The organism is Hydrogenophaga sp., from assembly GCF_051858985.1.
Lineage (GTDB): Bacteria > Pseudomonadota > Gammaproteobacteria > Burkholderiales > Burkholderiaceae_C > Hydrogenophaga.
Genome location: NZ_JBHYGM010000005.1, coordinates 172,731 through 199,506, shown reverse-complemented (window position 1 = coordinate 199,506; position 26,776 = coordinate 172,731). Strand labels below are relative to the sequence as shown.

Annotated in this window: 38 protein-coding genes; 27 read left to right on the top strand and 11 right to left on the bottom strand. The window is 64.6% G+C overall.

Annotated elements, in window-relative coordinates; all coding sequences use genetic code 11:
* Positions 1-64 precede the first annotated feature (64 nt).
* The 12 genes from rpsJ (at position 65) to ACTIEY_RS20415 (ending at position 6,062) form a co-directional block, all read left to right on the top strand.
* Positions 65-379, top strand: a complete 315-nt coding sequence (gene rpsJ, locus ACTIEY_RS20470; RefSeq protein WP_056266806.1) for a 30S ribosomal protein S10 — start codon at positions 65-67, stop codon at positions 377-379.
* A 168-nt stretch (positions 380-547) separates the two neighbouring features.
* Positions 548-1,222, top strand: coding sequence for a 50S ribosomal protein L3 (gene rplC, locus ACTIEY_RS20465; RefSeq protein WP_439520994.1), 675 nt, complete (start codon positions 548-550; stop codon positions 1,220-1,222).
* A complete protein-coding gene (rplD, locus tag ACTIEY_RS20460; RefSeq protein ID WP_439520993.1) occupies positions 1,222-1,842 on the top strand; it encodes a 50S ribosomal protein L4 in 621 nt (206 codons plus the stop codon). The genes rplC and rplD overlap by 1 nt, the downstream gene beginning before the upstream one ends.
* Positions 1,839-2,153, top strand: a complete 315-nt coding sequence (rplW, locus tag ACTIEY_RS20455) for a 50S ribosomal protein L23 (RefSeq protein WP_439520992.1) — start codon at positions 1,839-1,841, stop codon at positions 2,151-2,153. Before rplD ends, rplW begins: the two co-directional genes overlap by 4 nt.
* 2 nt (positions 2,154-2,155) lie before the next feature.
* Positions 2,156-2,980, top strand: coding sequence for a 50S ribosomal protein L2 (rplB, locus tag ACTIEY_RS20450; protein WP_066272349.1), 825 nt, complete (start codon positions 2,156-2,158; stop codon positions 2,978-2,980).
* Between the two features lie 12 nt (positions 2,981-2,992).
* Complete coding sequence (gene rpsS / locus ACTIEY_RS20445; protein ID WP_428291311.1) at positions 2,993-3,268, top strand: 30S ribosomal protein S19; 276 nt, start codon at positions 2,993-2,995, stop codon at positions 3,266-3,268.
* A 9-nt stretch (positions 3,269-3,277) separates the two neighbouring features.
* The gene (rplV, locus tag ACTIEY_RS20440) at positions 3,278-3,607 is read left to right on the top strand and encodes a 50S ribosomal protein L22 (protein WP_137918325.1); all 330 of its coding nucleotides are present in this window, start codon (positions 3,278-3,280) and stop codon (positions 3,605-3,607) included.
* Between the two features lie 15 nt (positions 3,608-3,622).
* Positions 3,623-4,504 carry a 30S ribosomal protein S3 gene (rpsC, locus tag ACTIEY_RS20435; RefSeq protein WP_439520991.1) on the top strand — a complete coding sequence of 294 codons (882 nt, stop codon included), beginning with the start codon at positions 3,623-3,625 and terminating at the stop codon, positions 4,502-4,504.
* A gap of 2 nt (positions 4,505-4,506) precedes the next feature.
* Positions 4,507-4,923 (top strand): 50S ribosomal protein L16, encoded by a 417-nt coding sequence (gene rplP / locus ACTIEY_RS20430; RefSeq protein WP_086126960.1) that lies wholly within the window; start codon positions 4,507-4,509, stop codon positions 4,921-4,923.
* Between the two features lie 16 nt (positions 4,924-4,939).
* On the top strand, positions 4,940-5,140 hold the full coding sequence (gene rpmC / locus ACTIEY_RS20425; RefSeq protein ID WP_428291309.1) for a 50S ribosomal protein L29: 201 nt from the start codon (positions 4,940-4,942) through the stop codon (positions 5,138-5,140).
* A 9-nt stretch (positions 5,141-5,149) separates the two neighbouring features.
* Positions 5,150-5,419, top strand: a complete 270-nt coding sequence (rpsQ, locus tag ACTIEY_RS20420; protein ID WP_439520990.1) for a 30S ribosomal protein S17 — start codon at positions 5,150-5,152, stop codon at positions 5,417-5,419.
* Between the two features lie 130 nt (positions 5,420-5,549).
* On the top strand, positions 5,550-6,062 hold the full coding sequence (locus ACTIEY_RS20415; protein WP_439520989.1) for a peroxiredoxin: 513 nt from the start codon (positions 5,550-5,552) through the stop codon (positions 6,060-6,062).
* 4 nt (positions 6,063-6,066) lie between these two features.
* Here the strand turns inward: ACTIEY_RS20415 and ACTIEY_RS20410 are convergent, their stop codons facing one another.
* Positions 6,067-6,564, bottom strand: a complete 498-nt coding sequence (locus ACTIEY_RS20410; RefSeq protein ID WP_439520988.1) for a GNAT family N-acetyltransferase — start codon at positions 6,562-6,564, stop codon at positions 6,067-6,069.
* A 75-nt stretch (positions 6,565-6,639) separates the two neighbouring features.
* On the bottom strand, positions 6,640-7,329 hold the full coding sequence (locus ACTIEY_RS20405; protein ID WP_439520987.1) for a cytochrome b/b6 domain-containing protein: 690 nt from the start codon (positions 7,327-7,329) through the stop codon (positions 6,640-6,642).
* Positions 7,330-7,451: 122 nt separating this feature from the next.
* Here ACTIEY_RS20405 and ACTIEY_RS20400 point away from each other — a divergent pair, with 122 nt between their 5' ends.
* Positions 7,452-7,904 carry a c-type cytochrome gene (locus ACTIEY_RS20400; protein ID WP_439520986.1) on the top strand — a complete coding sequence of 151 codons (453 nt, stop codon included), beginning with the start codon at positions 7,452-7,454 and terminating at the stop codon, positions 7,902-7,904.
* Positions 7,905-7,914: 10 nt separating this feature from the next.
* On the opposite strand, the gene ACTIEY_RS20395 is transcribed toward ACTIEY_RS20400, so the two are convergent.
* On the bottom strand, positions 7,915-8,439 hold the full coding sequence (locus tag ACTIEY_RS20395) for a TlpA family protein disulfide reductase (RefSeq protein ID WP_439520985.1): 525 nt from the start codon (positions 8,437-8,439) through the stop codon (positions 7,915-7,917).
* Positions 8,440-8,509: 70 nt separating this feature from the next.
* On the opposite strand from ACTIEY_RS20395, the gene ACTIEY_RS20390 reads away from it, so the two are divergent.
* On the top strand, positions 8,510-9,214 hold the full coding sequence (locus ACTIEY_RS20390; protein WP_439520984.1) for a DUF4197 domain-containing protein: 705 nt from the start codon (positions 8,510-8,512) through the stop codon (positions 9,212-9,214).
* Positions 9,215-9,241: 27 nt separating this feature from the next.
* On the opposite strand, the gene ACTIEY_RS20385 is transcribed toward ACTIEY_RS20390, so the two are convergent.
* Positions 9,242-9,610, bottom strand: coding sequence for a thioredoxin fold domain-containing protein (locus tag ACTIEY_RS20385; RefSeq protein ID WP_439520983.1), 369 nt, complete (start codon positions 9,608-9,610; stop codon positions 9,242-9,244).
* Positions 9,611-9,656: 46 nt separating this feature from the next.
* Complete coding sequence (locus ACTIEY_RS20380; protein WP_439520982.1) at positions 9,657-10,922, bottom strand: CaiB/BaiF CoA transferase family protein; 1,266 nt, start codon at positions 10,920-10,922, stop codon at positions 9,657-9,659.
* A gap of 62 nt (positions 10,923-10,984) precedes the next feature.
* On the opposite strand from ACTIEY_RS20380, the gene ACTIEY_RS20375 reads away from it, so the two are divergent.
* From ACTIEY_RS20375 to ptsP, 5 genes are read left to right on the top strand one after another with little or no spacing between them, the layout of a single operon-like run.
* Positions 10,985-11,548, top strand: coding sequence for a hypothetical protein (locus tag ACTIEY_RS20375; protein ID WP_439520981.1), 564 nt, complete (start codon positions 10,985-10,987; stop codon positions 11,546-11,548).
* Positions 11,545-12,795 carry an MFS transporter gene (locus ACTIEY_RS20370; protein ID WP_439520980.1) on the top strand — a complete coding sequence of 417 codons (1,251 nt, stop codon included), beginning with the start codon at positions 11,545-11,547 and terminating at the stop codon, positions 12,793-12,795. Before ACTIEY_RS20375 ends, ACTIEY_RS20370 begins: the two co-directional genes overlap by 4 nt.
* Positions 12,796-12,804: 9 nt before the next feature.
* Entirely contained in the window at positions 12,805-13,251 is a 447-nt protein-coding gene (locus ACTIEY_RS20365; protein WP_439520979.1) for a PTS sugar transporter subunit IIA, read from the top strand.
* Positions 13,220-13,489 (top strand): HPr family phosphocarrier protein, encoded by a 270-nt coding sequence (locus ACTIEY_RS20360; protein WP_439520978.1) that lies wholly within the window; start codon positions 13,220-13,222, stop codon positions 13,487-13,489. Before ACTIEY_RS20365 ends, ACTIEY_RS20360 begins: the two co-directional genes overlap by 32 nt.
* Positions 13,486-15,234, top strand: a complete 1,749-nt coding sequence (ptsP, locus tag ACTIEY_RS20355) for a phosphoenolpyruvate--protein phosphotransferase (RefSeq protein ID WP_439520977.1) — start codon at positions 13,486-13,488, stop codon at positions 15,232-15,234. The genes ACTIEY_RS20360 and ptsP overlap by 4 nt, the downstream gene beginning before the upstream one ends.
* Here the strand turns inward: ptsP and ACTIEY_RS20350 are convergent.
* The 6 genes from ACTIEY_RS20350 to ACTIEY_RS20325 all read right to left on the bottom strand — a co-directional run bounded on the left by ACTIEY_RS20350 (position 15,231) and on the right by ACTIEY_RS20325 (position 19,761).
* On the bottom strand, positions 15,231-16,079 hold the full coding sequence (locus ACTIEY_RS20350) for a DMT family transporter (protein ID WP_439520976.1): 849 nt from the start codon (positions 16,077-16,079) through the stop codon (positions 15,231-15,233). The two genes, ptsP and ACTIEY_RS20350, sit on opposite strands and share 4 nt — an antisense overlap.
* A gap of 61 nt (positions 16,080-16,140) precedes the next feature.
* Positions 16,141-16,827 (bottom strand): AraC family transcriptional regulator, encoded by a 687-nt coding sequence (locus ACTIEY_RS20345; RefSeq protein ID WP_439520975.1) that lies wholly within the window; start codon positions 16,825-16,827, stop codon positions 16,141-16,143.
* A 1-nt stretch (position 16,828) separates the two neighbouring features.
* Positions 16,829-17,845: a lipoyl synthase gene (gene lipA, locus ACTIEY_RS20340; protein ID WP_439520974.1), complete on the bottom strand. Its 1,017-nt coding sequence runs from the start codon at positions 17,843-17,845 to the stop codon at positions 16,829-16,831.
* 28 nt (positions 17,846-17,873) lie between these two features.
* Complete coding sequence (gene lipB / locus ACTIEY_RS20335; protein ID WP_439520973.1) at positions 17,874-18,566, bottom strand: lipoyl(octanoyl) transferase LipB; 693 nt, start codon at positions 18,564-18,566, stop codon at positions 17,874-17,876.
* Positions 18,563-18,847, bottom strand: a complete 285-nt coding sequence (locus ACTIEY_RS20330; protein ID WP_439520972.1) for a DUF493 family protein — start codon at positions 18,845-18,847, stop codon at positions 18,563-18,565. The genes lipB and ACTIEY_RS20330 overlap by 4 nt, the downstream gene beginning before the upstream one ends.
* 14 nt (positions 18,848-18,861) lie before the next feature.
* Positions 18,862-19,761, bottom strand: a complete 900-nt coding sequence (locus ACTIEY_RS20325) for a D-amino acid aminotransferase (protein WP_439520971.1) — start codon at positions 19,759-19,761, stop codon at positions 18,862-18,864.
* Between the two features lie 150 nt (positions 19,762-19,911).
* On the opposite strand from ACTIEY_RS20325, the gene ACTIEY_RS20320 reads away from it, so the two are divergent.
* The 8 genes from ACTIEY_RS20320 (at position 19,912) to atpD (ending at position 26,749) form a co-directional block, all read left to right on the top strand.
* On the top strand, positions 19,912-20,400 hold the full coding sequence (locus ACTIEY_RS20320; RefSeq protein WP_439520970.1) for an ATP synthase subunit I: 489 nt from the start codon (positions 19,912-19,914) through the stop codon (positions 20,398-20,400).
* A gap of 24 nt (positions 20,401-20,424) precedes the next feature.
* On the top strand, positions 20,425-21,294 hold the full coding sequence (atpB, locus tag ACTIEY_RS20315) for a F0F1 ATP synthase subunit A (RefSeq protein ID WP_439520969.1): 870 nt from the start codon (positions 20,425-20,427) through the stop codon (positions 21,292-21,294).
* A 78-nt stretch (positions 21,295-21,372) separates the two neighbouring features.
* Positions 21,373-21,621 carry a F0F1 ATP synthase subunit C gene (gene atpE, locus ACTIEY_RS20310; RefSeq protein ID WP_077334647.1) on the top strand — a complete coding sequence of 83 codons (249 nt, stop codon included), beginning with the start codon at positions 21,373-21,375 and terminating at the stop codon, positions 21,619-21,621.
* A 121-nt stretch (positions 21,622-21,742) separates the two neighbouring features.
* Positions 21,743-22,213 (top strand): F0F1 ATP synthase subunit B, encoded by a 471-nt coding sequence (locus ACTIEY_RS20305; protein WP_439520968.1) that lies wholly within the window; start codon positions 21,743-21,745, stop codon positions 22,211-22,213.
* 41 nt (positions 22,214-22,254) lie between these two features.
* Positions 22,255-22,785 carry a F0F1 ATP synthase subunit delta gene (locus ACTIEY_RS20300; RefSeq protein WP_439520967.1) on the top strand — a complete coding sequence of 177 codons (531 nt, stop codon included), beginning with the start codon at positions 22,255-22,257 and terminating at the stop codon, positions 22,783-22,785.
* 54 nt (positions 22,786-22,839) lie between these two features.
* Positions 22,840-24,402 (top strand): F0F1 ATP synthase subunit alpha, encoded by a 1,563-nt coding sequence (gene atpA / locus ACTIEY_RS20295; RefSeq protein WP_439520966.1) that lies wholly within the window; start codon positions 22,840-22,842, stop codon positions 24,400-24,402.
* Positions 24,403-24,431: 29 nt separating this feature from the next.
* Complete coding sequence (atpG, locus tag ACTIEY_RS20290; protein WP_439520965.1) at positions 24,432-25,298, top strand: F0F1 ATP synthase subunit gamma; 867 nt, start codon at positions 24,432-24,434, stop codon at positions 25,296-25,298.
* Between the two features lie 44 nt (positions 25,299-25,342).
* The gene (atpD, locus tag ACTIEY_RS20285) at positions 25,343-26,749 is read left to right on the top strand and encodes a F0F1 ATP synthase subunit beta (RefSeq protein ID WP_439520964.1); all 1,407 of its coding nucleotides are present in this window, start codon (positions 25,343-25,345) and stop codon (positions 26,747-26,749) included.
* The last annotated feature ends 27 nt before the right edge of the window (positions 26,750-26,776 follow it).

Genomic DNA, 26,776 nt, shown 5'->3' with positions numbered 1-26,776 from the left:
CCGCGAAGGCGGCCGCACCGTCGGCGCCGGCGTGGTTGCCAAGATCATTGCGTAAGGAGCGGTCATGTCCACCAAGCAGAAAATCCGCATCCGCCTCAAGGCGTTCGACTACAAGCTGATCGACAGCTCGGCCGCCGAGATCGTGGATACCGCCAAGCGCACCGGCGCGATCGTCAAGGGCCCTGTGCCCCTGCCCACCCGCATGAAGCGTTTCGACATCCTGCGTTCGCCGCACGTCAACAAGACCAGCCGCGACCAGCTCGAAATCCGCACCCACCAGCGTCTGATGGACATCGTGGACCCGACCGACAAAACGGTTGACGCCCTGATGAAGCTCGACCTGCCGGCTGGCGTGGACGTCGAAATCAAGCTGCAGTAAGCCTTCAGCTTGCATAAAAAAAGCCCGCCAGTTATACTGGCGGGCTTTCCCGCTTCTGGCAGGAAATTTCGTGGTGCCGGCTGATCCTGAATCTGGCCGGCCCTTAGCGCGAAACCCCGGTTTCGCAACATCAGCCCCGGCCAATTGAAGTCGGGAACGGAGAAAACAATGAGTCTTAGCAACTCCCTCGGGTTGTTGGGTCGCAAGGTGGGCATGATGCGCCTGTTCACCGATGATGGGGACGCAGTTCCTGTCACGGTGGTCGACGTGTCCAACAACCGTGTGACACAGGTCAAAACCCTGGCCCATGATGGCTACGACGCACTGCAGGTCACCTTTGGTGCCCGTCGTGCCTCCCGCGTGACCAAGCCCGAAGCGGGCCACCTGGCCAAGGCCGGTGTCGAAGCGGGTGAGATCATCCAGGAATTCCGCGTCGCCTCCGACGTCGCTGCCCAGTACCAGCCCGGTGCCGTGGTGGCCCCCAACGCGATCTTCGCGGTGGGTCAGAAGGTGGACGTGCAAGGCACGTCGATTGGTAAAGGCTTTGCCGGCACCATCAAGCGCCACAACTTCAAGTCCCAGCGCGCATCGCACGGCAACAGCCGTTCGCACAATGTGCCTGGCTCCATCTCCATGGCCCAGGATCCGGGTCGCGTGTTTCCGGGCAAGAAAATGACCGGTCACATGGGCGATGACACCAAGACCATCCAGAACCTCGACATCGTGCGCGTGGACGAAACCCGTCAGCTGCTCATGATCCGCGGCGCAGTGCCGGGCTCGAACGGCGGTTTCGTGACCGTGCGTCCCGCCATCAAGGCCAAATCCGGCAAGGGAGCAAACTGATGCAAGTTGAACTCCTGAACGACCAGGGCCAGGCATCGTCCAACGTGGACGTGCCCGAGACCGTGTTTGGTCGCGACTACAACGAAGCCCTGATCCACCAGCTCGTGGTGGCTTACCAGGCGAACGCCCGTCAAGGCACGCGTGCACAAAAAGACCGCCAGATGGTCAAGCACTCGACCAAGAAGCCGTTCAAGCAAAAAGGCACGGGCCGCGCCCGCGCCGGTATGACGTCTTCGCCGCTGTGGCGCGGAGGCGGTCGCATTTTCCCGAACAGCCCGGACGAGAACTTCACCCAGAAGCTCAACAAGAAGATGTACCGCGCCGGCATGGCGTCCATCTTCTCGCAGCTGGTTCGTGAAGGCCGCCTGGCCGTGATCGACTCCATGAAAGTGGATTCGCCCAAGACCAAGCAACTGGCCGACAAGTTCAAGGCCATGAACCTGCAATCGGTTCTGGTGATCGCCGAGGAAGTCGACGAGAACCTGTACCTGGCTTCACGCAACCTGCCCAACGTGCTGGTCGTCGAACCCCGTTACGCCGACCCGCTGTCGCTGGTGCATTACAAGAAGGTCATCGTCACCAAGGCGGCGATCGACCAGCTCAAGGAGATGTTCGCATGAGCGCCGCACAATTCGACGAAGGCCGCCTGATGCAGGTCCTCGTGGCACCCATCGTGTCCGAGAAAGCCACCCAGGTCGCCGAACAAACCAACGCCGTGCTGTTCAAGGTGCTGCGCGACGCATCCAAGCCCGAGATCAAGGCCGCAGTCGAACTGATGTTCAAGGTGCAGGTCAAGGGTGTTTCCGTGCTCAACCAGAAGGGCAAGTCCAAGCGCTTCGGCAAGACCGTCGGTCGTCGCGACCATGTGCGCAAGGCGTACGTGACGCTGATGCCCGGTGAAGAGCTGAACTTCGGCGGAGAGGGCGTTTAATCATGGCAGTCATCAAGATGAAACCCACCTCGCCAGGCCGTCGCGGCATGGTGAAGGTCACGCGTGACCACCTGCACAAGGGTGAAGGTTTTGCGCCCCTGCTGGAACCCCAGTTCCAGAAGGCCGGCCGCAACAACAACGGTCACATCACCACCCGCCACAAGGGCGGTGGTCACAAGCACCACTACCGCGTGGTCGATTTCCGTCGCAACAAGGACGGCATCCCCGCGAAGGTCGAGCGCATCGAGTACGACCCGAACCGCACGGCGCACATCGCGCTGCTGTGCTACGCCGACGGCGAGCGTCGCTACATCATCGCTCCGCGTGGCGTTGAAGTGGGCGCAACGTTGCTGTCGGGGTCGGAGTCGCCGATTCGCGTGGGCAACACCCTGCCGATCCGCAACATCCCGGTCGGTTCGACCATCCATTGCATCGAGCTGCAGGTCGGCAAGGGCGCGCAGATTGCCCGTTCCGCCGGCGCCTCGGCCGTGCTGCTGGCCCGCGAAGGCATCTACGCCCAGGTGCGCATGCGCTCCGGCGAAGTGCGCAAGGTCCACGTGGATTGCCGCGCCACCATTGGCGAAGTGTCCAACCAGGAACACAGCCTGCGACAGTTGGGCAAGGCCGGTGTGAAGCGTCACATGGGCATCCGTCCGACCGTTCGCGGTACCGCGATGAACCCGATCGACCACCCGCACGGTGGTGGTGAAGGCAAGACCGGCGAAGGCCGCGCTCCGGTGGATCCGTGGGGCAACCTGACCAAGGGTTACCGCACCCGCAACAACCGCCGCACGCAGTCGATGATCGTCTCGCGTCGCAAGAAGTAAAGGGTTGACAACATGACTCGCTCACTCAAAAAAGGTCCGTTTGTCGACCACCACCTGATGGCCAAGGTTGAAAAAGCCCAGGCCACCAAGGACAAGAAGCCCGTCAAGACCTGGTCGCGCCGCTCGATGATCCTGCCCGATTTCATCGGCCTGACCATCGCCGTGCACAACGGCAAGCAGCACGTGCCCGTGTACATCACCGATCAGATGGTGGGACACAAGCTCGGCGAGTTTTCGCTGACGCGCACGTTCAAGGGCCACCCGGCCGACAAAAAAGCGAAGAAGTAAGGAACAACCATGGAAACCCGTTCAATCGTTCGAGGCGTTCGCCTCTCGGTCGACAAAGGCCGACTGGTTGCCGACCTGATTCGCGGCAAGAAGGTCGACCAGGCGCTCAACATCCTGGCGTTCACGCAGAAGAAGGCGGCCGGCATCGTCAAGAAGGCGCTGGAGTCCGCGATCGCCAACGCAGAGCACAACGACGGCGCCGACATCGACGAACTGAAGGTCAAGACCATCTACGTCGAACAAGGCACCACGCTCAAGCGCTTCTCGGCCCGCGCCAAAGGCCGCGGCAACCGCATCAGCAAACCCACGTGTCACATCTACGTGACGGTTGGCAACTGAAGAGGTCACAGGAATATGGGACAGAAAATCAACCCGACCGGGTTCCGCCTCGCAGTTTCCCGCAACTGGGCCAGCCGCTGGTACGCGAGCAACCGCGACTTCGCGGGCATGCTGGCCGAAGACATCAAGGTGCGTGAGTACCTCAAGGGCAAGCTGAAGAACGCAGCCGTTTCGCGCGTCGTGATCGAGCGCCCCGCCAAGAACGCGCGCATCACCATTTACTCGGCACGTCCGGGCGTGGTGATCGGCAAGAAGGGCGAGGACATCGAGAAGCTGAAGAAGGAACTGGCCGCCAAGCTCGGCGTGCCGGTCGCGGTCAACATCGAAGAAGTGCGCAAGCCCGAAATCGATGCCAAGCTGATCGCCGACAGCATCACGCAGCAGCTCGAGAAGCGCATCATGTTCCGTCGCGCCATGAAGCGCGCGATGCAGAACGCCATGCGTCTGGGCGCACAGGGCATCAAGATCATGTCGTCGGGCCGTCTCAACGGCATCGAAATCGCTCGTTGCGAGTGGTACCGCGAAGGTCGCGTGCCCCTTCACACCCTGCGCGCCGACATCGATTACGGCACGTCCGAAGCCAAGACCACCTACGGCATCATTGGTGTGAAGGTCTGGGTCTACAAGGGCGATACCCTGGGTCGCAACGATGCGCCCGTGGCCGCCGAGCCGCGTGTGGAAGAAGAGCGTCGCCCGCGCGGTCCGCGCCGTGAGCGTCCGGCAGGTCCTCCTGCCCGCGCTGCGGTTCGCCGCCCTGGCGCCAACGCCGCCCCGGCCGATGGCAGCGACAAGCCTGCCGAGGCCACCACCGGCAGCACCGAAACCAAACCCGCCGTTAAGCGCGTTCGCAAAGACGCCGCGCCCGCATCTGCAGCTGCGGACGGCAAAGGAGAATAAACATGTTGCAACCTGCTCGCCGCAAGTTCCGTAAAGAACAAAAAGGCCGCAATACCGGCGTCGCCACGAGCGGCGCCACCGTCGCGTTCGGCGACTTCGGCCTGAAGTCGACCGACCGCGGCCGTCTGACGGCGCGCCAGATCGAGGCCGCACGCCGTGCGATCTCCCGTCACGTCAAGCGTGGTGGCCGCATCTGGATTCGCGTGTTCCCGGACAAGCCGATCTCCCAGAAGCCTGCCGAGGTCCGCATGGGCAACGGCAAGGGTTCGGTCGAGTACTACGTGGCAGAGATCCAGCCAGGCAAGGTGCTCTACGAGATCGTGGGTGTGCCCGAACAGCTGGCTCGCGAAGCCTTCCAGCTGGCCGCCGCCAAACTTCCCCTGCGCACCACGTTCGTGACGCGCATGCTGGGTCAGTGATTCAGGAGAACACAAGATGAAAACTGCTGAACTGCGCCAGAAGGATGTGGCCGGCCTCGAAGCCGAAGTGAAATCGCTGCAGAAGGCCCATTTCGGCCTGCGCATGCAAAAAGCCACGCAACAACTCAACAACAACGCCACGCTGGGTGACACCCGCCGTGCGATCGCTCGTGCCAAGACCATCCTGGCCGAGAAGCAGCGGGCTTCGGCCAAATAAGGAGTGACCATGACGGAAGCTAAAACATCCCTCAAGCGCACCTTGGTTGGCAAGGTGGTCAGCGACAAGCGCAACAAGACCGTGACGGTGCTGGTCGAGCGCCGTGTGAAGCACGAGCTCTACGACAAGATCGTGGCCAAGTCCAGCAAGTACCACGCGCACGACGAAAAGGGCGAGTACAAGATGGGCGACGTGATCGAGATCACCGAGAGCCGTCCGCTGTCCAAGACCAAGAACTGGGTTGCGACCCGTCTGGTGCAAAAAGCCGCACTGGTGTAAGCCCCGAGACGCTGGTCTCAGCGCACAACGAAAAAGCGACCGACAATTCGGTCGCTTTTTCTTTTTCCGGACCCGGATGATCCGGGTCCTTCTGCCACGGCCTTCGGGCCTTCACGATGAGGAGCACAGCATGATCAAGGTGGGCGACAAGATTCCGGCGGCAACGCTGATGGAGTACAGCGAAGTCGAAGGCAACGGCTGCAGCATCGGCCCGAACCCGGTGGATGTGGCGAAGACCGCCGCTGGCAAGACGATCGCCGTGTTTGCGCTGCCGGGGGCGTTCACGCCGACCTGCTCGGCCAAGCATGTGCCCGGTTTCGTTCAACACGCTGCGGACTTCAAGGCCGCAGGCGTCGACGAGATCTGGTGTCTGAGCGTGAACGATGCGTTCGTGATGGGCGCCTGGGCCCGCGACCAGAAGACGGGTGACAAGGTGCGCATGCTGGCCGATGGCAGCGCCGATTTCGCCAAGGCCACCGGCCTCACGCTGGACCTCACCGGCCGTGGCATGGGTCTGCGCAGCAACCGCTATTCGATGTTGATCAAGGACGGCGTTGTCAAGACGCTCAACGTCGAGGCTCCCGGCAAGTTCGAGGTCAGTGACGCGGACACGCTGCTGGCGCAGGCCAAGGCCGGCGTCTGAACGGTCAGAGATCGACCTTGAGGTAGTGCGCCCCGGCAATGGGGTTGTGGTAGTAGGGCGCCACCTCGACGAAGCCCGCTTCCTGGTACAGGGCGCGGGCCGTTTCCATGTCGCTCAGCGTGTCCAGCAGCATGGTGGTGTAGCCCGCCAACTGGCCTTCGGACAGCACGCGTTCCACCAGGAGTCGCCCGAGACCAAAACCTCGGAAGGCCGGTCGCACGTACAGACGCTTCATCTCACAGGCGTTGAGGTGGTCTGAATTGTTCAGCGGCCGCAGGGCACAGCAGCCTGCGGGCTGCCCGTCCACCAGCGCCAGCAACAGGGCACCGGAAGGCGCGGCGTAATCCCCTGGCAGGCCGGCGAGCTCGGCCTCAAAGCCCTGGAAGCACAGATCGATGCCCAGCCCGGCCTGATAGTCCAGAAACAGATCGCGAACGGTCTGCAGATCCTCCGGAAACTGGGCAGGTCGCAGGGAGACGGCGGCGGCTCCGGAGTCGTTCATGGTGGCGTGGCAGGCGGGTGGCGTCCAGGCATTGGCGGGCCGGTCACTATACGACAGCTCGCGACGATCAACTGCTCAGAAGGTGTTCCCGATCCTGACCAACCAGGCGACCGCGGCACCGCAAAGAGCCAGCACCAACAGCGCGAGACAACGCGTGCCGGCCGTGTCACGGGATGCGCTCACGGGTGCGGGAAGCTGCTTGTCGCCAGCGATCATGGGTCGCACCAGGCTTTGCTTCTTCACCACCTTGTAGAAGACGATCGCCAGCACGTGAAGCACCACCAGCGCCATGACGATGAATTTGCCCACTTCCGTGTGGTAGCCCGTGGCCAGGGAAACGACGTCACCGGAAACAAAGCGCGCCAGCGGTCCGGACACCGCAATCTCGTCGTCGCTCATCAAGCCACTGGCGACCTGCACCGCCAGAATCAGCAGCAACCCGAACACCGAGAGCGCACCCAGCGGACTGTGGCCCGCGACATGTTCCGGCGTGCGCTGACCGCGCAGATAGGCCACCAGCGACGATGGTGAATAGAGAAAACTGGCAAAGCGGGACCACTGCCCGCCGACGAATCCCCAGACCAGCCGGAAGAGCAGCAGCGCCAGCACCGCGTAACCCAGTCGCAGGTGCCATTCCATCCAGTTGCCACCCACGCTGCCGGTGACAACCAGGCCGATCACGCAGGCCGCCAGCAGCCAGTGGAACAAGCGAGTGGGCAGATCCCAGATGCGGATGGTGTGCATGGCGGTTTGTCTCGAGTGCATGGAAACAGGGGCAGAAGATACACGCTCGCGGGCTCGAGCGGAACTTGGAACCCACCCGTACACTCAGGCGCGGGTGGCCACAGAGCCACCGTGTCTCCCCCACAACCTGTTCAGGAGTCTTCATGAGAATCGTCGCCCCGCTTGCCCTTTCCATCGCTTTTGGTGCGTTCACTCCACCCGCCATGGCCCAGTTCCAGAAGCCTGAAGATGCGGTGAAGTACCGCAAGGCGGTGATGACGGTCATGGGCAACCATGCCGGCCGTCTTGGCGCCATGTCCAATGGTCGCGTGCCCTTCGACGCCAAGGCCGCTGCGGACAGTGCAGCGCTGCTGGAGAGCCTGAGCAAGCTGCCGTGGGAGGCGTTCGTCGCGGGCACCGACAAAGGCGAAACCCGGGCCAAGCCGGAGATCTGGACCGAGCAGGCCAAGTTCAAGGAAGGCGCAGACAAACTGCAGGCGGAGACCGCCAAGCTTTCGGCGGCTGCCAAGACAGGCAATCTGGATGCTGTGAAGACCGCCTTTGGATCCGTGGGCCAGACCTGCAAGGCCTGCCACGACGCCTACCAGAAGAACTGACGTCGCCGGATCAGGCCTTCGCGAGCAGTTTCTCGATCAGCGCGTGCAGCGCCGGAAAATCCGGCTCCCCGACATAGCGCTTGACGATCTGACCCTGCTTGTCGACAAGGTAGGTGGTGGGGGTGAGCTTCACGTCCCCCCACTGCTGCGCGATCTCGCCCGTGTTGTCCAGCGCGACCTTGAAGGGCAACTGGCGGCTCTGCGCAAAGTTGAGCACCCATGCCGGGGGGTCGTACTCCATGGCCACCGCCACGGTGTCGAAACCCTGGGCCTGGTACTTGTGCCAGGTGGAGATGATCTGCGGCATTTCCTTGACACAGGTCACGCAGGTGGTGGCCCAGAAATTCACCAGCGTCACCTTCCCCTTGAGATCGGCGGTGGTGGCCCGGGAGCCGTCCAGCAGGACAAAGGTGGACTCGGGTGCCGAATCGCGGCCGCTGCACGCCGAAAGGCCCAGCGTGGCGGCCGCACCCAGTGCGGCTGTGGCCAAAAGGGCGCGCCTGCGGTGAAGGCCTTCGGAACTGAGTGCGGTCATTGTCTTTTCACTTCCCGGGGACTACATTGCCCCACGTCTTTCGTCGAACTGCCATCCAGGAGGATCTGCCATGCAACGCCGTCAGTTTACCCAGTCCACCTCGGTCCTCATCGGCCTGATGGTGCTGGCCGCCCACGAGCAGGCCAGGGCGCTGTCACTGAGCGACCTCAGCAACCAGGACGCCAGCCAGGGCATCAAGGTGGCCCTGGAGAAGGGCGCGTTGGCGGCGGTCGCGCTGCTCGGCAGAACCGATGGATTCCTGGGCAACCCGAAAGTTCGGATTCCGCTGCCCGGATTTCTTGAAGACGCGTCCAGGCTGCTCAAGTTCACGGGCCAGGGCAAGCGGGTGGACGAGCTCGTGACCAGCATGAACCGCGCTGCCGAGGCGGCGGTGCCCATGGGAAAGGATCTGCTGGTGGGAGCGGTGAAGTCCATGAGCGTCACGGATGCCAAGAACATCCTGAGCGGTGGCGACAACTCCGTGACGCAGTTCTTTGCCGAGAAGACCCGCAACCCGCTTGGTGAGAAATTCCTCCCCATCGTCACGCGGGCGACCGAAAAGGTGGGGCTGGCCAACCAGTACAACCGCGTCGCCGGCAAGGCCGCCGGTATCGGTCTCGTGAAGAGTGAAGACGCCAACATCCAGCGCTATGTCACCGGCAAGTCGCTGGATGGCCTCTACACGATCATCGGAGAGGAGGAGCGCAAGATCCGACAGGACCCGGTGGGCACCGGCAGCGCCATTCTCAAGAAGGTGTTCGGCACGCTGAAGTGAGTGCCTGCCACCGGCAGATCGGTTTGCCTACTTCAGTTTGTTCCGGGCTTCGTTGAGCCGCGCTTCCAGATACTCGCCGTAGAAGTCCGGCACCGCGACGCCCACCAGGCGTTCCGCCAGCTCTCGCCCATCGGCGCCGAAGAACAGCACGGTGGGGGTGAACCGGGCTTTCCACCCGGTGGCCAGTGCCGCTGGCGTGGTCATCTGCCCGTCAAACCCCTGCAGGTTGGCCGTGCGGTCGAGCACGTCGAGCTGTACGGCGTGCACGAGGCCTTCGCGCCGCATGGGCAACAGGTAGTGCTTGCGAACGATCTCGCAGTAGGGGCAGCCGGCCAGCGTGATCATCACCACCAGCGGCTGGCCGCGCGCGGCCGCCGCCTGGGCAGCGCCACGCATGGAGGCGGGGGTAGGCAACTGATCGGTCACGCAGCAGGTTCCCTGTTCAGACCGCGCCGCTGCGACGCAGCTCGGTCAGTCGTTCGGGCGGGCAGGCCAGCCAGTCCTTCAACACCTCGGCGGTGTGCTGCCCCATTAGCGGCGGAGGCAGGTCGTTGCGCACCGGCGTCCCACCGAGCTTGAGCGGGCTGGCCACCAGATCGACCGCATCGGCCAGGGGATGAACCCAGGTGTGCACCATGCCGCGCGAACGCACGTGTTCGTCGGCGAACACCTCGGCGAGGTTGTTGATGGGGCCGCAAGGCACTTTGGCGGCTTCCAGCGCGGCCAGCCAGTCGGCCTTGCCGCGCGTTTTCAGGATGGATTCCAGAAGAGGCACCAACACGTCGCGGTGGCGCACGCGGTTCTGGTTCTGGGCAAAACGCGGGTCGGTGGCGAGCGCGCTCTGGCCGGCCACGTGGCAGAACTTGGCGAACTGACCGTCGTTGCCCACCGCCAGGATGATGTGCTGCGGCTGACCTTGCGCATCGGGCGCCACCTCGAACACCTGGTAGGGAACGATGTTGGCGTGGGCGTTGCCGGCGCGCCCGGGCACCTTGCCGTCGTCACGGCCGCGCACCAGATAGTTGGCGCCCAGATTGGCCAGCATCGCCACCTGTGTGTCCAGCAGCGCCATGTCGATGTGCTGCCCTTCACCCGTACGCTCGGCGTGGCGCAACGCGGCCTGGATCGCCACCGTGGCATAAAGACCGGTGAAGAGATCGGCCACGGCCACACCCACTTTCTGCGGACCGCCTCCGGGCGCGGAGTCGCGCTCACCGGTCACGCTCATGAGCCCACCCATGGCCTGGATCGCAAAGTCGTAGCCGGCGCGGTCCTTGTAAGGACCGGTCTGGCCAAATCCAGTGATGGAGCAGTACACCAGCCGCGGATTGATCCTGCGCAGGCTGTCGTAATCCAGGCAGTAGCGCGCCATGTCGCCCACCTTGTAGTTCTCCACGAACACCTGGGCGTGCTGCACGAGTTCGCGGATGAGCGCCTGGCCTTCAGGGCGCGCGATGTCGCAGGTGATGGAGCGCTTGTTGCGGTTGGCCCCCAGGTAGTAGGCGGCTTCCGCGGTGTCGGCGCCATCGCGTCCCTGCAGGAAAGGGGGACCCCAACCGCGCGTGTCGTCCCCGCCGGGGTGTTGATCGCCGGGCGGGCGCTCCACTTTCACGACGTCTGCACCCAGATCCGCCAGGGTCTGGGTGCACCAGGGGCCGGCCAGCACACGGGACAAATCCAGGATACGGATACCATCCAGAGCATTCATGCCGCTATTGTGCGCGAGGCCGTCTGCCGCGGCGTCGCGTCGGACGTCCAGCTCGAGTTCCCATGTCTCTTTTCCCTGCGGGCCGCGCGCCCTGCCGCTGCCCTTCGTGGGTGGCGATCCTTCCGCTGGTCGTGCTGGCGCTGTCTGCCTGCAGCCCGACCTTCAACTGGCGAGAACTGCGCCCTCAAGGCACGCCGCTGCAAGCGCTCATGCCGTGCAAACCCGAACATGCGAGCCGCAGCGTGCCGCTTGCCGGCGCCGCCACCGACATGCATCTGCACAGCTGCGACACGGGCGGTCTGAGCTTCGCCATCGCGTGGGTGGAACTGGGCGACGCGGCTCGGGTCGATGCCGCGCTGGCCGAATGGCCACGCGCTTCGCTCGCCAGCCTGCGTGTGGCGCCGGACGTGGTGGATTCACCCGCCGCCCGCTGGGACGTGCGCCTGGCGGGTGCGTCCGTCGCACGCGGGCTGGCCGCGCAGGGCACCGACCCGCAGGGCCAGTCGGTGCAGATGCGCGCGGCGTATTTCGTCCGGGGCACGCAGGTGTTTCAGGCCGCCATCTACGGACCCACGGTGCCGGCTGAGGTGAGCACCACGTTCTTTGAAGCGTTGCAGTTGCCATGAGCGCCACGCACCTGCCCGATCATCTGCCCGCCCGAACGGCGGTCATTGTGTTTCTGGCTTTCGTCTTCGCGTATTTCCTCTCGGCCCTGCTGCGCGCCATCACCGCCACCCTCTCGCCCACCCTGAGCGCGGAAATGGCGCTGAGCGCGGGCGACCTGGGCCTTCTGGCCGGTGGCTATTTCTTCGGCTTTGCCCTGACGCAACTGCCGCTGGGCAATTGGCTGGACCGGTATGGCCCGCGCAGCGTGGTGCTGGGATTCCTGAGTGTGGCGGTGGCGGGCTGCGCCGCGTTTGCCATGGCCACCAGTTTTTCCGGCCTGCTGGCAGCGCGGGTGCTCATCGGCATGGGCGTGAGCGCCTGCCTCATGGCGCCGCTCACCGGTTACCGACGCTGGCTGACGCCCGCGGCCCAGTTGCGGGCGAACTCGTGGATGCTGATGTCGGGTTCGCTCGGCATGGTGGCGTCCACCCTGCCAGTGCAGTGGCTGATGCCGCTGACGGGGTGGCGTGGACTCTTCTGGTTGCTCGCCGGCCTGTTGCTGTTGTCCATGGCCGTGCTGGCCTACACGGTGCCACGCTGGCAGCAGGCCGCGCCACCTGCCAGTGCAGGGACGGCGGCGCAGGGCTACGGATTCATCTGGCGCCATCGCTATTTCCGCCAGATGCTGCCGGTGGGTATCGTGAACTACGGCGGCATGATCGCCGTGCAGACGCTCTGGGCAGGGCCGTGGATGGTGAAAGTGGCGGGTTACACCCCGGAGGCCGCCGCCGCGGGTCTTTTCGGCATCAACCTCTCGATGCTCTGCACCTTCTGGGCCTGGGGCATGGTCAATCCGCACCTGTCGCGCCGAGGCTTTCCGCCGGAACGGCTGATTGCCTGGGGCATGCCGCTGAGCATGGGGGTGCTGGCCGCCATCGTCCTGCTCGGCGCCGATGCGGGCTGGGCGCTGTGGGCGCTGTTTTGCGTCTGCAGCACCTTTGCTTCGCTGTCCCAGCCTGCCGTGGCACTGGCGCTGCCCGCCGAGGCTGCCGGGCGTGCGCTCTCCGCCTACAACCTGGCCATCTTCGGCGGGGTGTTCGCCGTGCAATGGGGCATTGGCCTGCTGATCGAGGGCCTGGGCCTGCTGGGCTGGAGCGAGCCCGCCCGCTACCGCGGCGCATTTGCCATCTTCGGCATGTGTTGCGTGTTCGCCTACGCGGCGTTCTGGCGCGCCTGGCGCAGCCTGCCTGCAGGGCGGGCCAGCTAAACTTGCCGTATGAACGGCATCTTCATCATTGCGCACGCTCCCCTGGCCGCGGCGTTGCGCCAATGCGTTCTGCACGTGTTTCCCGATGCCGCCGATGCGGTCGCCGCGCTGGACATCCAGCCGAACGTGCCCCCCGAGGAATCGCTGGCGCAGGCGCGCGCCCTGCTTCGCCAGATGCACCTGCCCCAGACGCTGGTGGTCACCGACGTCTTTGGCGCCACCCCTTGCAACGTCGCACAGAAACTCATCGACGGCGTGAACTCCAAGCTCATCACCGGCGTGAACCTGCCCATGCTGCTGCGCACCGTGTCGTACCGGCACGAGTCGCTCGACGCCCTGATCTCGCGCGCCATGATCGGCGCCACGCAAGGCGTGATCCAGGTCGCGGTGACCGCTCCCCAGAACCAGGCCCGACGAACGACCCATGATCAAGACCACCGTGACCATCAGCAATAAGCTCGGGCTGCACGCGCGTGCCTCGGCCAAACTCACCAAGCTGGCCGGCAGTTTCGCCAGCGACGTGTGGATGACGCGCGCCGACCGGCGCGTGAATGCCAAGAGCATCATGGGTGTGATGATGCTGGCCGCGGGCCTGGGCAGCTCGGTGGAGATCGAGACATCCGGCAGCGACGAGCAGGCGGCCATGACTGCCATCGTGGCGCTGATCGACGACAAGTTCGGCGAGGGAGAATGACCTTTTCGGTGCACGGTCTGGCCGTCTCCCGGGGCATTGCCATCGGGCGGGCGGTGATCGTGGCATCCAGCCGCGTCGATGTGGCGCACTACTTCGTGCAGGCCGACGAGGTGCAGGGCGAGATCGAGCGCCTGCGCCAGGCGCGCAACGCGGTGGCCGAGGAAATCCTGAAGGTCCAGCACAGCCTGGGCGACCTCGAGTCGACCGATGCGCATCCCGAACTCACCGCGCTGCTCGACGTGCACCTCATGCTGCTGCAGGACGAGCAGCTCACCAGTGGCGTGAAACAGTGGATCGTCGACCGCCACTACAACGCCGAATGGGCACTGACCACCCAGCTCGAGGTGATCGCGCGCCAGTTCGACGAGATGGAAGACCCTTACCTGCGCGAACGCAAGGCCGACCTGGAGCAGGTGGTCGAACGCATGCTTCGCGTCATGCGCGGGGTGGCGTCGCCCGTGGCGGGCGGTTCGCGGCCGGTGCACGACCACACCACGGAAGTGCCGCTGGTGCTCATTGCGCACGACTTGTCTCCGGCCGACATGCTGCAGTTCAAGCAGAGCGTGTTCGCGGGCTTCGTCACCGACGTGGGGGGCAAGACCAGCCACACCGCCATCGTGGCCCGCAGCATGGACATCCCGGCGGTGGTGGGCGCGCGCTCGGCCAGCCACCTCGTCAAGCAGGACGACTGGGTCATCATCGACGGCGACGCGGGTGTGGTGCTGGTCGATCCCTCGCCCATCCTGCTGGCGGAATACGGTTTCAAGCAGCGACAGGGCGAAGTCGAGCGCGAGCGTCTCTCGCGCCTGAAGAACACCCCGGCTGTCACTCTCGACGGCCAGAAGATCGAACTGCTGGCCAACATCGAACAGCCCGAGGATGCCGCCGCTGCGCTCAAGGCCGGCGCGGTGGGCGTGGGTCTGTTTCGCAGCGAGTTCCTGTTCATGGGTCGCAACGGCAAGCTGCCGGACGAGGAAGAGCAGTACCAGGCTTACCGCCGTGCCGTCGAAGGCATGCAGGGGCTGCCGGTGACGATCCGCACCGTGGATGTGGGCGCCGACAAGCCGCTGGACCGGGGCGCATCGCGTGCCGTCGACGACCATCTCAACCCGGCGCTCGGCCTGCGCGCAATCCGCTGGAGCCTGTCCGAGCCGTCCATGTTCCTGGCGCAACTGCGCGCCATCCTGCGCGCTGCCGCACATGGGCGGGTCAACCTGCTGATTCCCATGCTGGCGCACGCGAGCGAGATTCGACAGACCCTGGCGCTCGTCAACCGGGCACGGGAGCAACTGATCTCGGCGGGTGTTCCGCACGGCGCCGTGAAACTGGGCGCCATGATCGAGGTGCCGGCGGCTGCGCTCACCATTCCACTCTTCCTGCGCCACTTCGATTTTCTTTCCGTCGGCACCAACGACCTGATCCAGTACACGCTGGCGATCGACCGCGCCGATGAAGCGGTCTCGCATCTTTACGACCCGGTGCATCCCGCGGTGCTGCACCTGCTGGCCAGCACCATCTCGCAATGCCGTGAGCAGGGCAAAGGCGTGAGCGTGTGCGGCGAAATGGCCGGTGATGTGACGTTGACGCGCTTGCTGCTGGGCCTGGGCCTGCGCAGTTTTTCCATGCACCCGTCGCAGATCCTGGCGGTGAAGCAACAGATCCTGCGCTGCGACACGACTCGCCTTCAGACCTGGGCGCAAAGCGTGCTGGCGGCGGAAGACCCCGCCGCGCTGATGGTCGACTAGGCCTTTTGCTGGCGCGTGGCCAGCACCGCCGCGCCCACGATCATGGCGGCTGCCATGCCCACCGCCACGCTCGGCGTCTCACCCCGCATCACCAGCAACGTCAGCGTGGACAGCAGGGGTGTGAGGAAACTGAGCACGCCGATCTGCCGCGCGTCGCCGCGCTTGAGCGCCGCGTCCCACAGGAAGAAGGCGCCGCCCAGCGGTCCGAGTCCGAGCACGGCGATCAGGCCCAGGTCGCGCGAGGACAGGGCCACCGAGGGTTCCAGCAGCGCATGGCACAGCAGCGCCAGCAAGCCCGAGATCAGAGCGAAGCTGCCGATGGCGGCGGTGGGGAACGCCCGCACACGCTGCGTGAGCAGTGAGTAGCTGGCCCAGATGAAGGCCGAGCCCAGCGCGGGAATGTAGCCCCAGGCCCAGCGCGCCTCACCAGCGTCTCCGGTGCCGCCCAGGATGGCCAGTGCAGCGCCTGCAAAGCCCAGCAGCGCCGCGAGTACGTGGCGTGTCGTGAGCGAAACAGCGGGGAGGAACAGCGGCGCCATGACCACGATGCCCAATGGCCACAGGTAGTTCACCAGGTTGGCCTGCACCGGCGGTGCGTGACGCAGCGCGATGAACAGCAGGAAGTGGAAACCGAACAGGCCATACACCCCGATGGCCAGCGTGGACAGCGGCACGCGCCATTGCCGCAGGTCGAAGCGCGAAAGCGGCAGCGCGATCAGGCAGCCCACCAGCAGCGACAGGCCAGTGAGCAGGAACGGGGGCACGTGCGACAGCGCGACGCCGAGCGCTGCGAGGGAAGCCCACAGCGCGATGGCGCCCAGGGCCAGGAGGTTGGCGGGAGTCATGGCGCTCAGCGTAGCGAATCCGTCGTCGCGAAACGCGCGTCTGACGTCGCGAGGCGCGGGTTCAGATGCCGGTTCGTCGGCGCGCCGCGGTGAGTGCCGAGGGGGAGCGGTAGCCGCTGCGGCGCGCCACCTCGGCGACGCTCAGGCCCTGTTCGCGCCAGGCACGCGCCTGCGCCAGGCGAAGTTCGCGCAGCCACTGCTGCGTGCTCTGGCCGCGCTCGTCGCGGCAGCGTGAAGCGAGCTGGGCCGCGCTCAGGTGCACGCGCGCGGCCAGTTCCGCCACGGTGGGGGCCACGCTGGATCGCGCCAGCGCCCAACGGGCCAGCGCGTCCCAGTCGATGGTTCGACGAGGGCGACCTGTCGCCCCGTCTGCGGGTGGCAACCAGGCTTCCAGCAGCAGCGAAGGACCGTGCTGCTGCGCGCGCGGAAGCCGATCGGTGCAGGCGCGGGCCAGGTAGGTCGCCAGCGCCATCGTGGCGGGTGGCGGGGTGAACGAAACCGCGCGGGCCCAGTCGCGGGCCTGGCTGTCGAGTACCAGGCAGCGCGCACCAAAGCGCGCTTCGAAGTCGTGGCGTTCGCCCGGTGGCACGACGCAGCCATCGCCCGCACCGATGCGCCGGCCGTGCCCTCCGACTTCCAGCTCCAACACGCCGTGCAGGCCGAACAGGATCTGGAAGTGGTCGTGATCGTGGCTGCCGTGCGAGGCGCCGTAGTCGCGCACGCTCAGAACGTCGCGCGCGGCAGTCATGTCACTTCAGCGTCGGGTTCAGCACGCCGTGAGCCTGCTGGTCGGCGTGGTAGCTGCTGCGCACCATGGCACCCACGGCGGCGTGGGTGAACCCCATCTTGTAGGCCTCGGCCTCGAACATCTTGAAGGTGTCGGGATGCACGTAGCGACGCACCGGCAGGTGGTGGCCGCTGGGAGCGAGGTACTGACCGATGGTGAGCATGTCAATCTGGTGCGCGCGCATGTCGCGCATCACGTCCAGGATCTCCTCGTCCGTCTCGCCCAGGCCGACCATCAAGCCGCTCTTGGTCGGCACGTGCGGAAACAGCGCCTTGAACTTCTTGAGCAGGTTCAGGCTGAACTGGTAGTCCGACCCCGGGCGAGCTTCCTTGTACAGGCGAGGCACGGTCTCCAGGTTGTGGTTCATCACGTCCGGTGGGGCGGCCTTGAGGATGTCCAGGGCCCGGTCATCGCGGCCGCGGAAGTCGGGCACCAGCACCTCGATCTGGGTCTGCGGCGAGAGCGCGCGCGTCTTCTCGATGCAGGCCACGAAGTGGCCGGCGCCGCCGTCGCGCAGGTCGTCGCGGTCCACGCTGGTGATCACCACGTATTTCAGCTGGAGCTGCGCGATGGTCCGGGCCAGGTTGTCGGGCTCGTCCACGTCCAGCGGATCGGGACGGCCATGGCCCACGTCACAGAACGGGCAGCGCCGCGTGCACTTGTCGCCCATGATCATGAAGGTGGCCGTGCCTTTGCCAAAACATTCGCCGATGTTGGGGCAGCTCGCTTCTTCGCACACCGTTACCAGCTTGTTGGTGCGCAGGATGTCCTTGATCTCGTAGAAGCGCGTGGTGGGGCTGCCCGCCTTGACGCGGATCCACTCAGGCTTCTTCAGCACCTCGGCCGGCACGATCTTGATCGGGATGCGCGCAGTCTTGGCCTGGCTCTTCTGCTTGGCCGTGGCGTCGTAGCTGGCAGCGGGCTGGACGTCGCGGACGGTGCTGCCGGCAAGTGCCGTGGTGGATTCGGGGCTGGTCATGGCTGGGGCGCGTGTGGCGCGGTTGGGGTCAGGGGGCAAGGAGAGCAGCGAGCTTCTGGCTCAGGGCCTGCGCGACTTCATCCCAGGAAGCCGCAACCCCGATTGTAGAAAGATCGACCGTGCGCAGGCCCTGGTAGCCGCAGGGGTTGATGCGTTCGAAGGGTTGCAGATCCATGTCGACATTCAGTGCCGCGCCGTGGTAGGTGCAATGGCGGCTGACCTTGATGCCCAGCGCGGCGATCTTGCCCAGGCCAGTGAAGTCAGGCTCGCCCCTGACCTGCCCGTCCACCTTGCGCTGCGGCCGCTGAGGCAGCAGCGCGTGGCTGCCGGGGTCGTCCAGCCGCACATAGATGCCCGGCGCACCCGCCACGCGGTGACCGACGACGTTGAAAGGCGCGAGCGTGCGGATGACCGCTTCTTCGACCCGGTAGACATACTCCTTCACGAAGTAGCCCGCGCGCTGCAGATCCACCAAAGGATAGACCACCACCTGGCCCGGACCGTGGTAGGTCACCTGACCGCCACGGTTGGTCTGCACCACGGGAATGTCGCCCGGGGCCAGCAGGTGATCCAGCCGACCCGCCAGACCCTGGGTGAATACCGGCGGGTGCTCGCAGACCCAGAGTTCGTCCGGCGTGTCGGCGTTGCGACCCGCGGTGAAGGCCTGCATGGCTTCATAGGTGGGCGCGTAGTCCGCCCGCCCGAGGGGGCGGATGTTCACAGCACGATCTTGACCATGGGGTGCGTGGTCAGGGTTCGATAGAGCTCATCGAGTTGTTCGCGGCTGGTCACGCGCACGGTGAGCGTCAGGCCCAGGTAGTTGCCGGCCTTGCTCGGGCGTTGTTCGATGGTCCGGTGGTCAAAGTTCTCGTCGAAAGCCCGCGCCACGTGCGCCATGGCCTCGGCAAAGCCCTCCACGTTGGCCCCCATCACCTTGATGGGAAAGTCGCTGGGGTAGGTGATCAGCGATTGTTCCGGGGGAATCTCGGGCGGGAACTCCATGGCGCAGGCACCTTTCAGACCGACTGGGCAGCCACCGCCTGCTGATAGGCAGCGTAGAGGCGGGCATACACAGGACCTGGCCGGCCGTTGCCCACGGGTCGGTCGTCCAGTGTGGTGATGGGAAGCACCTCCTTGGTGGCGGAGGACAGCAGCAGTTCGTCCGCAGCGAGCACCTCGGCCCGCGAAATGCGGCGCAGTTCAAAGCGGATGCCCAGGTCGCGACACAGGTCCTCGATCAGGCCGAAGCGGATGCCTTCGAGCACCAGGTGGTCTTTGGGCGGCCCCATGACGACGCCATCTTTCACCACCCACACGTTGCTCGCGGCCGCCTCACTGAGAAAGCCGTCGCGGTACATCACCGTCTCCACCGCACCCGCATCGGCGCTGATCTGGCGCGCGAGCACGGCGCCCAGCAGGCTGGTGGATTTGATGTGCGCTTTCTCCCAGCGAAAGTCGTCGGCACTCACGCAGGCCACGCCGAGTTCTCGCTGCGCAGGCGTGGCCAGCTTCATCTCGCCGGCCGTCACGAGCACCGTGGGCCGCAGGCCGGGCGGCATGACATGGTCTCGCACCGCCACACCGCGCGTCACCTGGATATAGATCAGCTGGTTGATCGAGGACGTGGTGGTGCGCAGGTCTTCGATCAGCCGCTGGGCCACAGCCAGCCATTCGTCTCGCCCCAAGGGATTGGGGATGCGAAGCTCGCCCAGTGAACGATCGAGACGCGCCATGTGCTGTTCAAAGCGGAAGACCCTGCCGCCGTAGGCGGGCAGCACTTCATACACGCCGTCGCCAAAGATGAAGCCCCTGTCCAGCACGCTGATGCGGGCATCCCGCAGGGGCGTGAATTCGCCGTTCAGGTAGCAGAGCGATGCGGGCAACGAAGGGCTTTGCACGGGGTCGGGGAAGTTCATGGGCGGATTATCGGCGGCGGGAAACGCGCAGGGCGAAAGATGCCAGGCGGCCTTGACGTGCGCATGGGGTTTCTACGTATAATCAACGGCTGTGCCTAAACGCCCGCGTCTGTAACCCATCCGTCATTTGCCATGTCGACAATCCCCCCGGTGACGTCGAAGGCGCCTGCCCCAGGCAACTGGGAAGATGGAGACAAGGATCCCGAATTCAAGCCACTGAGCCACGACGAAGCGTCGCGGTGGCGAGCCTCCCAGCCGAGCCTGTCGGCCTGGCGGGTGGTCGGGGTTCAGACGCTGGTGGGGGTGGTCGCTGGCGCGCTGGCGTGGTTGTTCACCCGCAGTGAGTCACTGGCTTACTCTGTTCTGTACGGCGCAGCATCGGTGGTGATCCCGACGGCCCTGATGGCCTGGGGCGTGACGTCGAGTGCCCTGTCCCGCAAAGCGTCGGGGCATGTCATTTCGGCGTTCATGAGTTTTGTGTTGTGGGAGGGGGTCAAGCTTCTGCTGTCGGTGGCCATGTTGTGGTCAGCGCCCAGAATCGTCCCCGACCTCAACTGGCTGGCCCTGGTGGCGGGCCTGGTGGTGGTACTCAAGGTGTACTGGTTTGGATTCTGGATCCAGGCCCGTCGTCCAAACTGAAACGGTTGATGGAACTGAACGAACATGGCTGCTGAAGGACAAGCGCTCACCCCGGGTGAATACATCCGCCACCACCTCGTTCACCTGACGAACAAGAAGCAGGAGTCGATCGTCGACTTCTCCGTGATCAACATCGACTCGATGGTGGTCAACATCCTTATGGGTGCCCTGGTCTGTTTTGTGCTCTGGCTGGCTGCGCGCAAAGCCACTTCCGGCACGCCGGGCCGCTTCCAGGCCGCCGTCGAAATCCTGGTCGAAATGGTCGACAACCAGGCCAAGTCGGTCATCCACAACGCCAACAGCCGCAAGCTGATCGCCCCGCTGGCGCTCACCGTGTTCTGCTGGATCTTCATGCTGAACTTCATGGACCTGCTGCCGGTGGACTTGCTGCCGGCCATCTGGCATGTGGCCGGTCCCGCCATGGGTTATCCCGACTACCTGCGCGTGGTGCCCACTGCCGATCTGTCCACCACGCTGGGTCTGTCCATCTCTGTCTTCCTGCTCTGCCTGTACTACAACGTCAAGATCAAGGGCCTGGGCGGCTGGGCGCACGAACTGGTGAGCGCACCCTTCGGCACCAGCAAGAATCCCATCTTCGCGCTGCTGTTGGGCGTGGTGAACTTCGCCATGCAGATGATCGAATTCGTCGCCAAGACCGTGTCCCACGGCATGCGGCTGTTCGGCAACATGTTTGCCGGCGAACTCGTGTTCATGCTCATCGCCCTGCTGGGTGGCTTTGCCGCGCTGTCGCTGGGCGGCGGCCTCTTCTTCATCGGTCACATCATTGCCGGCTCGATCTGGGCCATCTTCCACATCCTGATCATCACGCTGCAAGCGTTCATCTTCATGATGCTGGCCCTGATTTACTTCGGGCAGGCGCATGACGCTCACTGACGTGCGCTGAGCAGGCGCACCCGGTTTCTTTCGTTTCTTTTCCCTCTCTCAACTTCCGTTTCTTTCTAAGGAGTCATCATGGAAAACGTTCTGGGTCTCGTCGCACTGGCTTGCGGTCTTATCGTCGGTCTGGGTGCCCTGGGCGCCTCTGTCGGCATCGGCATGATGGGCGGCAAGTTCCTTGAGTCCGGTGCGCGTCAGCCCGAACTGATGAACGACCTGCAGACCAAGATGTTCCTGCTGGCCGGTCTGATCGACGCCGCTTTCCTGATCGGCGTGGCCATCGCGCTGCTGTTCGCGTTCGCCAACCCCTTCACGCTGGCTTGATCGGTCTGCTGCCTCGCGCAGCGGTGCCAGGCGAATCGTCCACTTGATTCGCCGTCCGGTTCCCCGCTGATGCCGCAGCAGGTGCGTCCCACCTCTTGTCCATACACAGAAAGGCGTTGCGATGAACATCAATGCAACCCTCTTCGCGCAGGCCATCGTTTTCGCGATCCTGGTGCTGTTCACGATGAAGTTCGTGTGGCCCCCGATCGCCAAGGCACTGGATGAGCGTGCGCTGAAGATCACCGAAGGCCTGGCTTCTGCCGAGAAGGCCAAGTCCGAACTGGCCGTGGCCAACAAGCGGGTCGAGGAAGAGTTGAGCAAGTCGCGCAACGAGTCGGCCACCCGTCTGGCGGACGCAGAGCGCCGTGCTCAGGCCGTGATCGAGGAAGCCAAGGCTCGTGCGTCCGAGGAAGCCGCCAAGATTGTGGCGGCCGCTCACCAGGAAGCCGAGCAGCAGGTCATCAAGGCCCGCGAAGCCCTGCGCGAGCAGGTCGCAGCGCTGGCTGTGAAGGGCGCCGAACAGATCCTCAAGCGCGAAGTCAATGCCGGCGTACACGCCGAGTTGCTCGGTCGCCTGAAGACCGAGCTTTGATCCAGGCCCGACGCCTCCGAACCGGCAATCAAAGGTAAACCATGGCCGAAATCGCCACCATTGCACGACCCTATGCGGAAGCGCTGTTCAAGTCCGCAGGACCTGACGCAGCCGGTACCGCGGCCTGGCTCGACGAGCTGGCCACGGTGGCGGCCAACGAGCAGTTGCGCCAGTTCGCCGACAGCCCCCGGACCACGCCGGAGCAGGTGTTCACGCTGATTTCCGGTGTGCTGAAGACGAGCCTGCCCGCGAAGGCAGAAAACTTCCTTCGCACCGTGATCGAGAACGGCCGCATTGCGGCCCTGCCCGAGGTCGCCAACCAGTTCCGCGCGCTCAAGAACGCGCAACTGGGTGCCTTCGACGCAATCGTCTACAGCGCGTTTCCGGTGGACAGCGCCGCGCTGGCCGATCTGTCGGGCGTGCTGGAGAAGCGTTTTGGTCGCAAGCTGAATCTGCAGGTCGAACTGCAGCCCGATCTCATCGGGGGCATCCGCGTGGTGGTGGGCGACGAGGTGCTTGACACCTCGGTCAAGGCCCGCCTGGAACAAATGAAAGTCGCCCTGACGGCCTGACAGCTGTCATCCCGGGCCCGCCTGCACACCCTTTAACGAAAGAAGGAAAGAGTCATGCAACTCAATCCCGCCGAAATCTCTGAACTGATCAAGTCCCGTATCGAGGGACTGGGCGCATCGAGCGATGTGCGCAACCAGGGCACCGTGGTGTCGGTCACCGACGGCATCGTCCGCGTCCATGGCCTGTCCGACGTGATGCAGGGCGAAATGCTGGAATTCCCCGCCAACAAGGACGGCGTGCCTTCCTTTGGTCTGGCGCTGAACCTGGAGCGCGACTCCGTGGGCGCCGTGATTCTGGGCGAGTACGAGCACATTTCCGAAGGCGAGACCGTGAAGTGCACGGGCCGTATTCTGGAAGTGCCCGTGGGCCCTGAGCTGATCGGCCGCGTGGTGAACGCCCTGGGCGCACCCATCGACGGCAAGGGCCCGGTCAATGCCAAGCTGACCGACGTGATCGAGAAGGTGGCACCGGGCGTGATCGCCCGCAAATCCGTGGACCAGCCGGTGCAGACCGGCCTGAAGTCGATCGACTCGATGGTGCCCGTGGGCCGTGGCCAGCGCGAGCTGATCATCGGCGACCGCCAGACCGGCAAGACCGCGGTGGCGATCGACGCGATCATCAACCAGAAGGGTCAGAACATGACCTGCGTCTACGTGGCGATCGGTCAGAAGGCTTCGTCGATCAAGAACGTGGTGCGGGCTCTCGAACAGGCCGGCGCGATGGAGTACACCATCGTCGTGGCCGCATCGGCTTCCGAGTCGGCGGCCATGCAGTACCTCTCGGCCTACTCCGGCTGCACCATGGGCGAGTATTTCCGCGACCGTGGGCAGGATGCCCTGATCGTGTACGACGACCTGTCCAAGCAGGCCGTGGCCTACCGTCAGGTTTCGCTGCTGCTGCGCCGCCCGCCAGGCCGCGAAGCCTATCCCGGCGACGTCTTCTACCTGCACAGCCGCCTGCTGGAGCGCGCAGCCCGCGTGAACGCCGACTACGTCGAAGCCTTCACCAAGGGTGAAGTCAAGGGCCAGACCGGCTCGCTGACCGCGCTGCCGATCATCGAAACGCAGGCCGGCGACGTGTCCGCTTTCGTGCCCACCAACGTGATCTCGATCACCGACGGCCAGATCTTCCTGGAAACCAGCCTGTTCAACGCCGGCATCCGCCCCGCCATCAACGCCGGTATCTCGGTGTCGCGCGTCGGTGGCGCTGCACAGACCGACCTGATCAAGAAGCAGTCTGGCGGTATCCGTACCGACCTGGCCCAGTACCGCGAGCTGGCTGCGTTCGCACAGTTCGCTTCCGACCTCGATGAAGCCACCCGAAAGCAGCTCGACCGCGGCGCCCGCGTCACCGAACTGCTCAAGCAGGCTCAGTACAGCCCGCTGTCCATCAGCCTGATGGCCGCTTCACTGTTCGCCGTGAACAAGGGTTACCTGGACGACGTCGAGGTCAAGAAGGTGCTGTCGTTTGAAGCCGGCCTGCATGCTTTCCTGAAGGACAAGCACGCCGCCCTGCTGCAGAAGATGGAAGCCGGCAAGGCGCTGGACAAGGACAAGGAAGCCGAAGCCCAACTCGCCGCCGCCGTTGCCGATTTCAAGAAGACCGGCACGTACTGAACGCCCCCTTGATCAGCTAAGGAGCCCCAATGGCAGCAGGCAAGGAAATACGCGGCAAGATCAAATCGGTGGAGAACACCAAGAAGATCACCAAAGCCATGGAGATGGTCGCCGCCTCCAAGATGCGAAAGGCGCAGGAACGCATGCGTTCCGCCCGCCCTTACGCGGAGAAAGTGCGCCAGATCACCGGCAACCTGAGCCGGGCCAATCCGGAGTACACGCACCCCTTCATGCAGACGAACGACGCCAAGACCGCTGGTTTTGTCGTCGTGACGACCGACAAGGGTCTGTGCGGTGGTCTCAACACCAACGTGCTGCGGGCTGTCACCACCGAACTCAAGGCGCTTCAGGCCAAGGGCCAGGACGCTCAGGTCGTCGCCATTGGCAACAAGGGCCTGGGTTTCATGAACCGCATCGGTGCCAAGGTCGTGTCCAGCGTCACCGGTCTGGGCGACACGCCGCATCTGGAGAAGCTGATCGGCCCGGTGAAGGTGCTGCTGGACGCGTACACCGAAGGGCGGGTGAATGCGGTCTACGTCAGCTACACCAAGTTCATCAACACGATGAAGCAGGAATCGGTGATCGAGCAGTTGTTGCCGCTCAACGCCGGCACCTTGCAGGACAACGCCGGTGGGCGTGACTGGGACTACATCTACGAACCGGATGCCGCCGCCGTGATCGACGAGCTGCTGCTGCGCTACGTGGAAGCCCAGGTGTACCAGGCCGTGGCCGAGAACATGGCCTCGGAGCAGTCCGCCCGCATGGTGGCCATGAAGGCCGCCACCGACAACGCTGGCAGCGTCATTGGCGAACTCAAGCTCGTCTACAACAAGACCCGTCAGGCTGCGATCACGAAAGAACTTTCGGAAATCGTCGCTGGCGCCGCAGCGGTCTGAAGCAGCCGTTCAACAGAATCCCGAGAATTTAAAAGGTATCCATCATGTCTCAAGTACAAGGCAAGATCGTTCAGTGCATTGGCGCCGTGGTCGACGTGGAGTTCCCGCGCAACCAGATGCCGCGCGTGTATGACGCCCTGAAAATGGAAGGCTCCGCACTGACGCTGGAAGTCCAGCAGCAGCTGGGCGACGGCGTGGTGCGCACCATTGCCCTGGGTTCCTCCGACGGCCTGCGCCGCGGGATGGTGGTGTCCAACACCGCCGCTCCCATCATGGTGCCGGTGGGCAAGGCCACGCTGGGCCGCATCATGGACGTGCTCGGCACGCCCATCGACGAACGTGGCCCGGTGGATCAGACCCTGACCGCCTCCATCCACCGCAAGGCACCTGCCTATGACGAGCTGTCCCCTTCGCAGGAGCTGCTGGAAACCGGCATCAAGGTGATCGATCTGGTGTGCCCGTTTGCCAAGGGCGGCAAGGTGGGCCTGTTCGGCGGTGCCGGCGTGGGCAAGACCGTGAACATGATGGAACTCATCAACAACATCGCCAAGGCCCACTCGGGTCTGTCGGTGTTCGCTGGCGTGGGTGAGCGCACCCGCGAAGGCAACGACTTCTATCACGAGATGGCCGATTCCGGCGTCGTGAACCTGGAGAACCTGGGCGAATCGAAAGTGGCCATGGTGTACGGCCAGATGAACGAGCCCCCGGGCAACCGTCTGCGCGTGGCCCTGACCGGCCTCACCATTGCCGAGTCGTTCCGCGACGAAGGCCGTGACGTGCTGTTCTTCGTGGACAACATCTACCGCTACACGCTGGCCGGTACCGAAGTGTCCGCCCTGCTGGGCCGGATGCCTTCCGCCGTGGGCTACCAGCCGACGCTGGCCGAGGAAATGGGTCGCCTGCAGGAGCGCATCACCTCCACCAAGGTCGGCTCGATCACTTCCATCCAGGCCGTGTACGTGCCCGCCGATGACTTGACCGACCCGTCTCCCGCCACCACCTTCGCCCACCTGGACTCCACCGTGGTGCTCTCGCGCGACATCGCAGCGCTGGGCATCTACCCCGCCGTGGACCCACTGGATTCCACCAGCCGCCAGCTCGACCCGCTGGTCGTGGGCCAGGAACACTACGAAACTGCCCGCGCCGTTCAGGGCACGCTGCAGCGCTACAAGGAACTGCGCGACATCATTGCCATTCTGGGCATGGACGAACTGGCACCGGAAGACAAGCTGGCTGTGGCCCGCGCCCGCAAGATCCAGCGCTTCCTGTCGCAGCCGTTCCACGTGGCCGAGGTGTTCACCGGTTCGCCGGGCAAGTACGTGCCGCTGTCCGAAACCATCCGCGGCTTCAAGATGATTGCCAACGGCGAGTGCGATCACCTGCCCGAACAGTCCTTCTACATGGTCGGCACCATCGACGAAGCCTTCGAGAAAGCGAAGAAGGTGGCGTAAAGCCGAGCCCAGAGGCGGCCCTACCGG